Genomic DNA, 12,927 nt, shown 5'->3' on the forward strand with positions numbered 1-12,927 from the left:
CGCCCTGCGTATCCTTCTTCGGCACTGTGAGAAGTTACGTAATTTTGCACTGTATCATCCATCGGAACCCTCCTTGTCCGGATGGGCTCTTCTCAGATGACAAACTTCAAACGTCTATGAGGGTGGTAACGCGGCGCTTACATAACAATGGCTTATTGATCACCAAATGAATTCAAGCATTGCCACGGACGGCTTGCGTAAGTCCGTCCTGCCACATTGCCGTCGTAAAGTGACCTAACCGCTGCCCTAGGCAGACCTAATTCCTTTGGCACCTATGCCGATGTAATAGTGCATCGGGAGTCTGTCATGGACCGGAAGTTCACGCTACGCATCGCAGCAATCACGCTCTGCGCCGCCCTTGGGATCGGCGCGGTAATGCAATCCGGGATGACCAAGACCCAACGTGCAACCGCACAGGTGCCGCTGGTCTTGTCCGAGGTGCAGGAAGTGTCTTCGACGCCGGGTGACCTGATGCCTGTCGACATGCCCATCGTAGCATCGCTGCCCGACAACATCATCTCAGCCGCAGTCACCAGCATACTTGATCCCGTCGAGATCGTTGTGCCCGAGGCTCCGGAAGAGACAGGTTTTGCCTGCGACGTCACCATGACCGCGACACCGATTGCAGGGGCCATGATGACCGTTGACCTCACCGCGCCTTGCCATGGGAGCGAACGGGTCACGCTGCACCACAACGGATTGATGTTCACCTCGCTCATGCAGCCCGATGGCAGCCTGTCGGTCGATGTCCCTGCCCTGACCGAGCATGCGCTTGTAATCGCTTCGTTTCTGGACGGCAGCGGCGCCGTGGCGATGACCGATGTCACCTCTGTTCCGTTCTATGACCGCGTGGTGCTGCAATGGCGCGGCGATGCCGGGCTGCAGCTGCATGCCCGCGAATTCGATGCAGAGTATTTCACCGACGGTCACATCTGGCATGGCGCGGGCGGCGACCCGACCCGTGCGGCAAAAGGACAGGGCGGGTTCCTAACCACGCTTGGGACCGCCGACGCCCCGGACGCTCTGCTGGCCGAGGTCTATACCTTCCCCTCCGGCATGACCGACACCGCCGGGACCGTGACATTGACGGTGGAGGCAGAGATCATCGCATCGAACTGCGACAGCAGCGTCGAGGCACAAACGCTGGAAATCCGCAACGGTGGTACGTTGACCTCGAAAGAACTGACCATCGATGTACCGGGGTGTGATGCAATTGGTGATTTCTTGCTGTTGAAAAATATCGTGGAAGACCTGACAATCGCCGCAAAATAAGCAGGCGGGTCAAAGGCTCTTTTTGTGATGAAACAGATCTGTGCGGCGCTTTCAGCCGCACTTTTCCTTTTGGTGAGTGGTGCAGCCGTACGGGCCGACGACGTAACGCTGAGGTCGCGTGACGGGGCCATTGAGCTGTCAGGCACGCTCTTGGGCTTTGACGGTGAATTCTACCGCGTCGAGACCCAGTATGGGGAACTGACCGTCGATGGGTCGGGTGTTCTGTGCGAAGGGCCGGGATGCCCCTCACTGACCGATTTCGTGGCGGAACTGTCGATTTCCGGGTCGTCGACAATCGGCGAGGTGCTGATGCCCGCCCTTGTCGAAGGGTTTGCGCTGCAGAGCGGCCTGAAGGCCGAGCGGATCAAGATCGACGAGACGCATTTCGAATATGTCCTGTCCGACCCCGACAGCGAGTCCCCTGTGGGACGGTTTCAGTTCCGGGTGTCGAGCACTGACGAGGGATTTGCTGACCTCTTGGCAGACGAGGCTGATCTGGTCATGGCGCTGCGTGAAATCCGCGAGGGCGAGCTGGCGCTGGCCGCGGAGGTTGGTCTGGGCCAGTTGGACGATGTGAATCGCAGCCGTGTACTGGCGCTGGATGCCATGACGGTGATCGTGTCGCCGACCAATCCGGTGGCAGCCATTTCTGTGTCCGACCTGTCCCGTATCCTGGCAGGCGAAATTAACACGTGGCGCACGCTTGGCGGCGCGGATGCGCCGATTTCGATCCATCTGAGGGATGCCCAGTCTGGCATTGCGCAGGCTGTCGAAGACCGGGTACTTCGGCAGGCTGGACGGTCCCTGATCGCAGAGGTGACCCGTCACACGACAAACACTGCCCTTGCGCAGGCGGTGGCGCGGGATCAGCTTGCGATTGGGGTGGCCAGCTTTTCCGAGATCGGCAACAGCAAGCCTTTGGCGCTGACCGGGACCTGCGGGTTTCAGCTGCGCGCCAATCGGTTGACGATCAAGACCGAAGATTACCCGCTGACCGCGCCGATGTTCCTGTATATCCCCGCGCGGCGTCTGCCCAAGCAGGGACGCGATTTCCTTGCCTATACACGGACCGGGCCTGCCCAGATCATCACACGGCGCGCCGGATTTGTGGATCAGGCCCCGGAAGAGATCGCGCTGAATGCGCAGGGCGACCGGTTTGCCAATGCCATTCGCGTGGCCGAGGGCGAGGCGGATTTGGCGGCGCTGAAGCGGATGGTCGACACCTTGGCCCCGTTGCGGCGGCTGTCTACGTCGTTCCGGTTCGAGGCAGGGGCAGCGCGGCTGGATGCGCAATCGCGGTCGAATGTGCAGCAATTGGCCTATGCGATCGAGGCCGGGGTCTATGACGGGCGGCAGTTGGTGTTTGTCGGGTTTTCCGATGGGGAAGGCCCGGCAGAGGGCAATCTGCGGATTGCGCAGCAGCGGGCGCAGGCCGTGAAACAGGCGATTGAGGCAGCGGTGGAGACATCGGATCTGTCGCAGGTGCAGCTGTCGACGGATGCCTTCGGCGAGGCGATGCCGATGGCGTGTGACGATACAAGCTGGGGACGGCAGGTGAACCGCCGGGTCGAGGTTTGGGTGCGGTGACGCGCGGCTAGAGATAGCCTTCGGATTTGAAGCTGACCTCAGTCGATTTCCCGATGATCAGGTGATCGTGCAGGGTGATGCCCACAACCTCGAAAGCACGCTGGATGGTTTCGGTCATGTCGATGTCGGCGTTTGACGGCGTTGGGTCACCCGAGGGGTGATTGTGTACGAGGATCAGCGCCGAGGCGTTTAGCTCCAGCGCGCGTTTGATCACCTCGCGCGGGTAGACGGGGACGTGATCAACCGTGCCTTTGCCCTGGATTTCATCGGCGATCAGGACGTTCTTGCGGTCGAGGAACAGCACGCGAAAGAGTTCAGTCTCGCGGTGGGACATGGTCACGCGGCAATAGTCGAGCAGCTCATTCCAGCTTGAGATGACGGGACGTTTCAGAACCTTGCCTTGCGACATGCGATGAGTCGCAGCCTCGATCAGTTTGAGATCGAGCGCAATTTCCGGGCCGATGCCCTGCACCTCGGTTAAACGTTCGATGGGGGCAGAGAGGACGCGGTTGAAGTCGCCGAAAGTGGCGATCAGGAGATTGGCGAGGGGTTTGACATCGCCGTTCTTGAGGCTGCGGAAGAGGATCAGTTCCAGCAGTTCATAGTCAGGAAGCGGTTCGGCCCCGCCGACAAGGAAGCGGTTGCGCAGGCGTTTTCGGTGGCCGCCGATGTAGGAAGGTTGTTTCGGTTTTGCGGGCTCTTGGGGTTCCGGCTTGGCCGTTCGCACCGGAGGCTGAGCCGCGGCTTCGAAAAGTGAGAGTTGTGAGGAAGGCGCGCGCGTCATGCGCCGATTTTGGCGCAGAAGCGCTTAATGAAATGCTAACGGCCCCGCATGGGGCGGGGCCGTCCTATCAGCCTTTCATGGAATCCCAGAAGCCCTTTACGGATTTGAAAAAGCTCTTGGATTCCGGGTTGTTATCTTCGCTCAGCTCTTCGAATTCGCGCAGCAGCTCTTTTTGCTTGGCGGTCAGGTTGACCGGTGTTTCCACTGCAAGTTCGATGAACATGTCGCCCTGCCCTGTTCCACGCAGCGCAGGCATACCCTTGCTGCGCAGACGCATCTGGCGACCCGATTGGCTGCCTGCGGGGATGGCGACGCGGCTGCGGCCACCGTCGATGGTCGGCACTTCGATATTGCCTCCTAACGCAGCGACGGCCATGGAGACCGGCACGCGGCAGTGGAGATGCACGCCATCGCGTTGGAACAGCTCGTGCTGGGCCACGTCGATGAAGATGTAGAGGTCGCCCGGAGGCCCGCCGCGCAGGCCCGCTTCACCCTCACCGGCAAGGCGGATGCGGGTTCCGGTTTCCACACCCTTGGGGATGTTGACCGACAGAGCACGCTCTTTCTGGACACGGCCAGCACCGCTGCAGGTTTTGCAGGGATTCTTGATCGTCTGGCCCAGACCCGAACAGGTGGGACAGGTGCGTTCAACGGTGAAGAACCCTTGGGTCGCGCGCACCTTGCCCATGCCCGAACAGGTCGGACAGGTTGTGGGTTCTGCGCCCCCTTCTGCACCGGAGCCGGAGCACGACCCGCATTGCACGGAGGTCGGCACCGAGATGGTCTTTTGCATCCCGGCATAGGCATCTTCGAGCGTCACGCGCAGATTGTAGCGCAGATCGGCCCCGCGCGAGGCGCGCTGACGCCCGCCACCGCGTTGGCCGCCCATGAAATCGCCGAACAGGTCGTCGAACACGTCAGAGAAGGCGCTGGCAAAGTCGCCCTGACCACCGCCGCTGAACCCACCGGGACGACCCCCGCCGCCCATGCCACCTTCGAAGGCGGCGTGGCCGTAGCGGTCATAGGCCGCTTTCTTGTCGGCGTCCTTGAGAACTTCGTAGGCCTCGTTCGCCTCTTTGAACTGGTCTTCGGCCTTGGGGTTGTCTGCGTTGCGATCGGGGTGAAGCTCTTTCGCCTTGGCGCGATAGGCTTTCTTGATCTCGTCGGCAGAAGCGCCTTTCTTGAGGCCGAGCACTTCGTAGTAGTCACGTTTGGACATCATGCCCTCCTTCTACGGAACGAGAGAGGCCGGCCCGGTATCCGGACCGGCCCCTTTTCGGTTCCGCCCAACCAGCGTCAGGCGCGCTTGTTGTCGTCGAGATCTTCAAAGTCGGCATCGACGATGCTGTCATCGTCATCACCACGTGCCCGATCTGCTGCGGCGGGTTCGGAATCGCCATCTTCGGCTTGCGCCTTGTAGATCGCCTCGCCCAGCTTCATCGCTGCTTCGGTCACGTTCTGGATGCCCGATTTGATCTTGTCAGCCGTGGTCTTTTCGTCTTCCAGATCATCCTTGAGCGCCGCGATGGCAAGTTCGATCGCTTCGACGGTGGTCGGGTCAACCTTGTCGCCATGCTCTTCCACCGACTTTTCGGTCGAATGGATGAGGCTTTCGGCGTGGTTGCGGGCCTCGACCATTTCGCGGCGTTCCTTGTCCGCTTCGGCGTTTGCCTCTGCGTCCTTGACCATTTTCTCGATGTCCTCGTCGGACAGACCACCGGACGCCTGAATGGTGATGTTCTGCGTCTTGCCGGTGCCTTTGTCCTTGGCGGACACGGACACGATGCCGTTGGCGTCGATGTCGAACGTCACCTCGATCTGCGGCATACCGCGCGGTGCGGGTGGGATGTCTTCGAGGTTGAACTGACCGAGCATCTTGTTGTCGGCCGCCATCTCGCGTTCACCCTGGAACACGCGGATCGTCACAGCGTTCTGGTTGTCCTCGGCTGTCGAGAAGATCTGAGACTTCTTCGTCGGGATCGTGGTGTTCCGGTCGATCAGGCGGGTGAACACGCCACCCAGCGTTTCGATGCCCAGCGACAGCGGGGTCACGTCGAGAAGAACAACGTCCTTCACGTCACCCTGCAGAACGCCAGCCTGAATGGCCGCGCCCAGCGCCACAACCTCGTCCGGGTTCACACCCTTGTGCGGTTCCTTGCCGAAGAACTTGGTCACTTCTTCGACCACTTTCGGCATCCGGGTCATACCGCCGACCAACACGACTTCGTCGATGTCGGAAGTCGAGAGACCTGCGTCCTTCAGAGCGGCCTGACACGGCTTCATGGACGCCTTGATGAGGTCGCCCACAAGGCTTTCCAGCTTGGCGCGGGTCAGCTTCATCACGAGGTGAAGCGGCTGGCCTGTCTTGCCATCCATCGAGATGAACGGCTGGTTGATTTCGGTCTGGCTGGACGACGAGAGTTCGATCTTGGCCTTTTCCGCAGCTTCCTTGAGACGCTGAAGGGCCATCTTGTCCTTGGTCAGGTCAACGCCGTTCTCTTTCTTGAACTCGTCAGCGAGGTAGTTGACGATCCGCATGTCGAAGTCTTCGCCACCGAGGAACGTGTCGCCGTTGGTGGATTTCACTTCGAACAGGCCATCGTCGATTTCGAGGATAGTCACGTCGAATGTACCGCCACCAAGGTCATAGACCGCGATGGTGCGGGATTCTTTCTTGTCGAGGCCGTATGCCAGTGCGGCTGCTGTCGGTTCGTTGATGATCCGCAGCACTTCGAGACCGGCGATCTTGCCCGCGTCCTTGGTTGCCTGACGCTGGGCGTCGTTGAAGTAGGCAGGAACGGTGATGACCGCCTGTGTCACTTCTTCGCCGAGATACGACTCAGCGGTTTCCTTCATCTTCTGGAGGATGAAGGCGGAAATCTGGGAGGGGCTGTATTTGTCGCCCTTGGCGCGCACCCATGCGTCGCCATTGCCGCCGTCAATCACCTCGAACGGCATGTTCTTGCGGTCCTTGGCAAGATCAGCGTCATCATTGCGACGGCCGATCAGGCGCTTGACGCCGAAGACGGTGTTTTCGGGGTTGGTGACAGCCTGACGCTTTGCCGGCTGACCCACGAGGCGTTCGTCGTCGGTGAATGCCACGATGGACGGGGTTGTGCGTGCACCCTCGGAGTTTTCAATTACGCGCGGCTGCGATCCATCCATGATCGCGACGCAGCTGTTGGTTGTACCGAGGTCAATACCAATCACTTTGGCCATGTTTTCGATCCCTTCATATCTTAAGGCGATTTCACGAGACGAAGACCCATTCCGGCATCCCGCCCCGCATTCTGTTCCGCTGTCGTTTCGTTTCAGCGGGTCCGGTGGGTATATAAGGAGGCATCAACAGGCCTGCAAGCGTTGCTGCTATCGGGAAATCCTGAAAATTCGGTATGTGTTTCTTTGGTGTGCGCATTATCCTTGGGACATGACCGTGCTGCGCATCCGCGATTTCGAGATTCACTCTGGTTATTTTGCGCCGGACGCGCAGGCAAAGCTGGTGGCGGACTTGCGCGATTGCCTCGGACAGGCCCCGTTGGTTCAGCCTGTCACATCGCGCGGCGCACCGATGTCCGTGCGGATGAGCGCGGCTGGCACTTACGGATGGATCAGTGACCGCAAGGGGTATCGCTACGAGCGGCAGCATCCCTCCGGTGTGCCGTGGCCTCCGATACCATCAGCTTTGTTGGAGATGTGGCAGGCCCTCGTACCGGGTGCCCGCGCGCCAGAATGCTGCCTGATCAACTGGTACGATGACGCGGCCAAGATGGGGATGCATCAGGACAAGCACGAGGCCGACTTGTCGCAGCCTGTGGTGTCCGTGTCTTTGGGTGATGAAGGGCTGTTTCGTATGGGGAACGAGACACGGGGTGGGAGAACAGAGTCTGTCTGGCTGAGGTCAGGCGATGTGGTTGTCATGGCAGGTTCCGCACGGCGTGCCTATCACGGGATCGACCGCATTCGCCCGAACAGTTCGACACTCTTGCCCAAGGGCGGGCGGATCAATCTGACACTGCGCGTTGTGACGTGATCAACGCCGCGCCGACCACGAGGCAGACGCATGTTTGCGGGTGTAGAATTCCCCCATCAAACCGATCATGAGCAGGGTCAGCGACAGGTAGACGACGTATTCCCAGTTCGAATTCCGGGGCACGTAATTGATGAACGTATAGCCCCGCGCCTGATCGATGGTGTGAAACAACGGGTTCCAGTCGAACAGCGATACCATGAAGGCCGGCAGCGAATTTGCCACGAACATCTTGCCGGACGCGATCATGTTGGCACGTTTGTAGACATTCGAAAGGGTGGCGGTCAGCCCCGGCAACCATGGCTTCATCGCCAGAAACACCATGCCGACCGAACCGCCCGAAATCCAGGCCAGCAGCAACATGCCCATGACCGGCGCAGGATCGACGATTTCTGTCAACACATAGGGATTCAAGGTCACATCGTAGATGAAGAGAATGAAGAAGATCGCCAGCATCTGAATATAGAGGACGGACAACATTCCCGAAAAAATCGAGATGACGGTGTTCATCGGCGCGTGCTGCATCATCGGGCTTGACGGGCCTTCGCTGCTCAAGACAGCGCCCACGGCCTTGTTGTGGGTCATGAACAGAAAGATGCCGGTGAGCAGGAAGATGACGAAGTCACCCCGCAGCGCCAGCCCTTTGACGCCCATGATGTTGAACATGATGTAAAAGAACAGCACAAAGAGCAGCGATTGGAACACGCTGACGGCAATCGACATGAACGCATTTCCATGCGCCTTGCGGATCTCGCGGACGGTGTTGTGGTAGGTCAGTTCAAGAATGTTGACCGCCGAGGACACCCGGTTGGTCGGAACCGTTTTCTGAAACATCTGTTATCTGCCTCTGCCGCGGCCCGCGTTTTTCCGTCAATTGACCTGACTGTTGTTGCGGACATTTGTTAAGCCAATGATAAAAGAGGCGCGCATTTAAATCAATCGAACTGAGGGCCTGTCACCATGAACTATGAGAACCTGACGCAAACGATGCGTCGCCTTGCGCTTGAAGCCGGGGACAAGATCATGGAGATCTACAAGGCCGACGATTTCGATGTGCGTGCGAAATCCGACGACAGTCCGGTCACCGAAGCGGATGAAGCCGCAGATGCGCTGATCTCGGCCGGGTTGCGCGCGGCGTTTCCCGAGATTGCCCTGATCACCGAGGAACAGGCCGACACACATGATCTGGATGTGCGTGATTTCCTGATCGTCGATCCCCTGGACGGCACAAAGGAGTTCGTTCAACGGCGGGGCGATTTCACCGTCAATATCGCTTTGGTCGAGAATGGCGTGCCGACGCGGGGCGTGGTTTATGCCCCGGCGAAGAACCGGTTGTTCTATACGGATGCCTCTGGCCAAAGCGTTGAGGAGACCGGAGATTTCGACAAGCACACACCCGGCGCGACAACAGCAATCCAAGTGTCGGACCCAGACAGCGGCGCGCTGATGGTGGTGGCGTCGAAATCGCATCGCGATCAGGCGACTGACGATTACATCAACCGATACAGCGTCAAGGACAGCAAGAGCGCGGGGTCCTCGCTCAAGTTTTGTCTTGTCGCCACGGGCGAGGCCGATTTCTATCCCCGTTTGGGCCGAACGATGGAATGGGACACGGCAGCGGGCCATGCGGTTCTGACCGGTGCGGGCGGCAAGGTTCTGCGCCTCGATGATCTTGAGCCTCTGGTCTATGGCAAGCCGGGGTTTGCCAACCCGTTCTTTGTGGCAACGGCACCGGGCATCGACCTGAGCCCTGTCTGACCGACGCCATGTCGGTGCCTGCCATCAGCGTCATTATTGCAAGCCGTGGGCGGCCGGACTGGTTGAAGCGCTGTTTGCGCGCCGTTTCGCAACTCGACTACCCCCGCTTCGAAACTCTCATCGTTGCCTGCCCGGCCGGGGCGCAGGTTGCGCGAGGCTTTGATTTTGCGCGGGTGATCGACTTCGACATCGCCAATATCTCGGCTGCGCGAAATGCCGGGGTGAACGCCGCTTGGGGCGAGGTGGTTGCCTTTCTGGACGATGACGCGGTGCCTGAACCGACGTGGCTGGCGCATCTGGCCCAAGGGTTTGGCGACCCGGCGGTCGCACAGGTGGGCGGGACGACACTGGGGCGCAACGGTATTTCGGTGCAGCATGCGGCGTCGCGGGTGGATGCGTTTGGACAGAGCCATACAATCGCCTCTACGGGCGATGCGCCGGTGGTTCTGTCACCGCAGGATGGGCGGCTGCCCCGTCTGCACGGTACGAACATGGCGCTGCGTCGGTCAGTGGTCGTCGCGCAAGGCGGGTTTGATGAACGGTTCGCTTTCTACCTTGATGAATCCGATCTGACCTACCGGATTTCGCGCGACGGCGGGCAAACGGTGTTTGTGCCCAAGGCGGTGGTGCATCATGCCAGCGGGCCTAGCCGGTTCCGCGCTACTGACCGGACACCGCGCGATGTGTTCGAGATTGCCGCCTCGGCCGCGGTATTTCATGGCAAGCATTGCCCGCCACAGGATCAGGACACGGCCCGTGCGGCGTTTCTGACGGACCGGCGCGCTTGGCTCTTGCGGCATATGCAGAGTGGCTCTCTGCCCCCCGATCGCGCCTTTATGCTGATCCGCGACCTTGCCAAAGGATATGATACCGGACGCACCCGCGCGCCCATCGCGCCGCCGGACTGGCAGGTCCAAGCGCCAAACAGAGTGCCGGATCGTGCGTCAGAGGCACAAGATCACTGTCTTGTTGTCTCGCGGCGCGATCCGAAAGCCACCTATGCCAAAGCTAAAACCCTGACGGATCAGGGACATCGGGTCACGGTCATTGATTACCAACGCACGACCCAATACCACCGGGTTTGCTATACCGAACAGGGGTTCTGGCTGCACACCGGGGGCCTTTATGGACGCGAACTGCGACACGAGCCGCTGGTTCGCGCCAGCAACCTGCAGGCGAGACTGCATGAAACGCTCAATCGAATAGGCGGAATTCGATCAAAAAATCCGCTCATTCTCGTCGATTAGACACAAATTCGACAAAAGTCCTTATTATTTGGAGTCTCAAGCCGTACACTTACGTATGAGTTTGTCAGGTAACCAGGGACGCGCAGTAAGACGCGACACGGAGGAGCAGCCCGATGCGTAGAAAAGTCACCAAAGCCGTATTCCCAGTTGCCGGGCTTGGAACGCGCTTCCTGCCGGCGACCAAATCCGTTCCGAAGGAAATCATGACGCTGGTGGACCGTCCGCTGGTGCAATACGCCATTGACGAGGCGCGCGCGGCAGGCATCAAGGAATTCATCTTCATCACCTCGCGCGGGAAAAGCGCGCTTGAGGATTATTTTGATGAAAGCCCCATTCTGGAGCGCGAGTTGCGCAAGAAGGGCAAGCTGGACATTCTCGAAGACCTGAAATCTACCAACATGGAAAGCGGTGCCATCGCCTATATGCGCCAGCACAAGGCGCTGGGTCTGGGACATGCAGTCTGGTGCGCGCGCCGTCTGATCGGCGACGAACCTTTTGCCGTCATGCTGCCGGACGACGTGATCTCGGCGGAAAAGCCCTGCCTTCAGCAGATGGTCGAAGCTTACGAGGAAACCGGCGGCAACATGGTGGCCGCGATGGAAGTGCCGCGCGACAAGACGTCGAGCTATGGTATCCTTGACGTCAAGGACGACATGGGGTCGATGGTTTCGGTCAAGAACATGGTCGAAAAGCCGAAGGTCGAAGAGGCTCCGTCCAACCTTGCCGTGATCGGGCGCTACATCCTTGATCCGGCGGTGCTCAAGAACCTCAACAAGCTCAAGACCGGTGCCGGCGGCGAGATTCAGTTGACGGATGCGATCGCGCAAGAGATCGACGGGACGGGCGTCTATGGCTACCGGTTCCGCGGACAGCGGTTCGATTGCGGATCGAAAGCAGGATTCCTGCAGGCGACGGTCGCCTTTGGTCTGGCGCGCGACGATCTCAAGGACGATCTGCGTCGGTTCCTTGACTCGGTGATGCAGATCGAAAACGCGGCCGAATGATCCATGCAACACCCGATGAGGTTGCACGGGTGTAAGACGGCGTCGGCTTTGGTCACGCGCCAGTGCCGATGCCATCCGCAGGCCAGTGCAGACCATCGTCCGTAGCCCTGCGGCGGCGCATCTTCTGGATGTGACCCGCACGGTGCGTCGGGCCGGGATGCGCCCGACGGGCATAGACAGGATTGAACGCGCCTATATCGACCACCTCATCGACGACCCTGCGCCGCTTTTTGGTCTGGTCCGGACCAAGACGGGTTTCCTGTTGCTGGACAAGGATGGGTGCAGCCAGCTTTTGCTACATTGCGATCAGCCTCTCTGGACAGAGATCGACGTGCTGTCATGGGTCTCTGGGACATCTGACAGGGGGCGGGCCACAACCGAGAGCGGATTGCGCAAGATCGCTTTGGACCGGGCCTTGCCATCGCGGTTGACGAAAATGCTCAGACGGCATCTGCCTGCCTGGACGCTATATCTCAATGTCGGGCAAAGCCAAGTCACCGACCGCGTTCTTCACGCGCTCCGCGACTGCGACGCGATGCGGATCGCGGTCTATGTCCATGACACCATCCCGCTTGACTGGCCGGAGTTTCAGACCCCGAAATCCCGACAGGCGTTTGCGGCGTTCTTTGCAAAGGTCGATCATTACGCCGACCTTGTCTTTTGCAATTCACAAGACACCAGATCGCATATTCTGCGCCATGCCCGGACGCTGACAGCCGACGCCGTTCACGTTCTTCTTCCGGGATTGCCCGAAATTCGCGTCGATCCACCGCCTCTGGGACCATGGACCGGCAAACCTTATTTCATGGCCATCGGTACGATCGAGCCGCGCAAGAATATCGGTTTTCTTCTGGACATTTGGGAGGCGTTTACCGGCGATGATGACCCGCATCTGATCCTCTGTGGACGCCGTGGCTGGATGAATGAAGACGTTTTTGCGCGATTGGACCGAAAGCCCGCGCATGTTCACGAATTGCCCGCCCTGTCCGATGAAGAGATGTGGGGACTGCTTCGGGACAGCAATGGCCTGCTGTTCCCAAGTCTGGCAGAAGGGTTCGGATACCCGGCTCTTGAGGCGGTGCAGCTGAAAGTGCCGCTCATTTGCAACCCTTTGCCTGTCTTCAAAGAAGTCTTGGGCAACGCGCCTATTTAGTCCGTCCTGAACAACGCCCAAGCTGTTGATAATGAATGAATAAACTGTGATTCCTGTAGCCATTTCCCGCAGGGTTTTGTATTATTGCATTGAAA

11 protein-coding genes are annotated in these 12,927 nt (G+C 59.5%); 7 read left to right on the forward strand and 4 right to left on the reverse strand.

The annotated features are described in order from the left end of the window. Positions 1 to 306: 306 nt before the first annotated feature. Positions 307 to 1,272 (forward strand): translocase, encoded by a 966-nt coding sequence (locus tag JJ869_RS17325; RefSeq protein ID WP_292268961.1) that lies wholly within the window; start codon positions 307 to 309, stop codon positions 1,270 to 1,272. A 27-nt stretch (positions 1,273 to 1,299) separates the two neighbouring features. Then, on the forward strand, positions 1,300 to 2,859 hold the full coding sequence (locus tag JJ869_RS17330) for a phosphate ABC transporter substrate-binding/OmpA family protein (RefSeq protein ID WP_292268962.1): 1,560 nt from the start codon (positions 1,300 to 1,302) through the stop codon (positions 2,857 to 2,859). Between the two features lie 7 nt (positions 2,860 to 2,866). Here JJ869_RS17330 and radC read toward each other — a convergent pair whose 3' ends face one another. The 3 genes from radC to dnaK form a co-directional block, all read right to left on the reverse strand. Continuing rightward, entirely contained in the window at positions 2,867 to 3,643 is a 777-nt protein-coding gene (gene radC, locus JJ869_RS17335) for a DNA repair protein RadC (RefSeq protein WP_292268963.1), read from the reverse strand. Between the two features lie 67 nt (positions 3,644 to 3,710). After that, positions 3,711 to 4,862: a molecular chaperone DnaJ gene (gene dnaJ, locus JJ869_RS17340; RefSeq protein WP_292268964.1), complete on the reverse strand. Its 1,152-nt coding sequence runs from the start codon at positions 4,860 to 4,862 to the stop codon at positions 3,711 to 3,713. 77 nt (positions 4,863 to 4,939) lie between these two features. Beyond that, complete coding sequence (gene dnaK, locus JJ869_RS17345) at positions 4,940 to 6,862, reverse strand: molecular chaperone DnaK (protein ID WP_292268965.1); 1,923 nt, start codon at positions 6,860 to 6,862, stop codon at positions 4,940 to 4,942. A gap of 208 nt (positions 6,863 to 7,070) precedes the next feature. Here dnaK and JJ869_RS17350 point away from each other — a divergent pair, with 208 nt between their 5' ends. Beyond that, entirely contained in the window at positions 7,071 to 7,673 is a 603-nt protein-coding gene (locus JJ869_RS17350; RefSeq protein ID WP_292268973.1) for an alpha-ketoglutarate-dependent dioxygenase AlkB, read from the forward strand. Here the strand turns inward: JJ869_RS17350 and JJ869_RS17355 are convergent, their stop codons facing one another. Then, complete coding sequence (locus JJ869_RS17355; RefSeq protein WP_292268966.1) at positions 7,674 to 8,504, reverse strand: ABC transporter permease; 831 nt, start codon at positions 8,502 to 8,504, stop codon at positions 7,674 to 7,676. It abuts the gene before it with no gap. A gap of 126 nt (positions 8,505 to 8,630) precedes the next feature. On the opposite strand from JJ869_RS17355, the gene cysQ reads away from it, so the two are divergent. From cysQ to JJ869_RS17375, 4 genes are all read left to right on the forward strand, one after another. After that, positions 8,631 to 9,428 carry a 3'(2'),5'-bisphosphate nucleotidase CysQ gene (gene cysQ / locus JJ869_RS17360; RefSeq protein ID WP_292268967.1) on the forward strand — a complete coding sequence of 266 codons (798 nt, stop codon included), beginning with the start codon at positions 8,631 to 8,633 and terminating at the stop codon, positions 9,426 to 9,428. Positions 9,429 to 9,436: 8 nt separating this feature from the next. Then, a complete protein-coding gene (locus tag JJ869_RS17365) occupies positions 9,437 to 10,675 on the forward strand; it encodes a glycosyltransferase family 2 protein (protein ID WP_292268969.1) in 1,239 nt (412 codons plus the stop codon). Positions 10,676 to 10,788: 113 nt separating this feature from the next. Next, positions 10,789 to 11,679, forward strand: a complete 891-nt coding sequence (galU, locus tag JJ869_RS17370) for a UTP--glucose-1-phosphate uridylyltransferase GalU (protein ID WP_292268971.1) — start codon at positions 10,789 to 10,791, stop codon at positions 11,677 to 11,679. Positions 11,680 to 11,764: 85 nt separating this feature from the next. Beyond that, positions 11,765 to 12,832, forward strand: coding sequence for a glycosyltransferase (locus JJ869_RS17375; RefSeq protein ID WP_292268972.1), 1,068 nt, complete (start codon positions 11,765 to 11,767; stop codon positions 12,830 to 12,832). Positions 12,833 to 12,927: the final 95 nt, after the last annotated feature.

Source organism: Marivita sp., from assembly GCF_017643905.1.
Taxonomy (GTDB): domain Bacteria; phylum Pseudomonadota; class Alphaproteobacteria; order Rhodobacterales; family Rhodobacteraceae; genus Marivita.

Coding starts and splice junctions, on each gene's coding strand:
- JJ869_RS17365 (WP_292268969.1), top strand. CDS start 9,437: ATGTCGGTGCCTGCCATCAGCGTCATTATTGCAAGCCGTGGGCGGCCG.
- dnaJ (WP_292268964.1), bottom strand. CDS start 4,862: ATGTCCAAACGTGACTACTACGAAGTGCTCGGCCTCAAGAAAGGCGCT.
- dnaK (WP_292268965.1), bottom strand. CDS start 6,862: ATGGCCAAAGTGATTGGTATTGACCTCGGTACAACCAACAGCTGCGTC.
- JJ869_RS17355 (WP_292268966.1), bottom strand. CDS start 8,504: ATGTTTCAGAAAACGGTTCCGACCAACCGGGTGTCCTCGGCGGTCAAC.
- JJ869_RS17325 (WP_292268961.1), top strand. CDS start 307: ATGGACCGGAAGTTCACGCTACGCATCGCAGCAATCACGCTCTGCGCC.
- galU (WP_292268971.1), top strand. CDS start 10,789: ATGCGTAGAAAAGTCACCAAAGCCGTATTCCCAGTTGCCGGGCTTGGA.
- cysQ (WP_292268967.1), top strand. CDS start 8,631: ATGAACTATGAGAACCTGACGCAAACGATGCGTCGCCTTGCGCTTGAA.
- JJ869_RS17350 (WP_292268973.1), top strand. CDS start 7,071: ATGACCGTGCTGCGCATCCGCGATTTCGAGATTCACTCTGGTTATTTT.
- radC (WP_292268963.1), bottom strand. CDS start 3,643: ATGACGCGCGCGCCTTCCTCACAACTCTCACTTTTCGAAGCCGCGGCT.
- JJ869_RS17330 (WP_292268962.1), top strand. CDS start 1,300: ATGAAACAGATCTGTGCGGCGCTTTCAGCCGCACTTTTCCTTTTGGTG.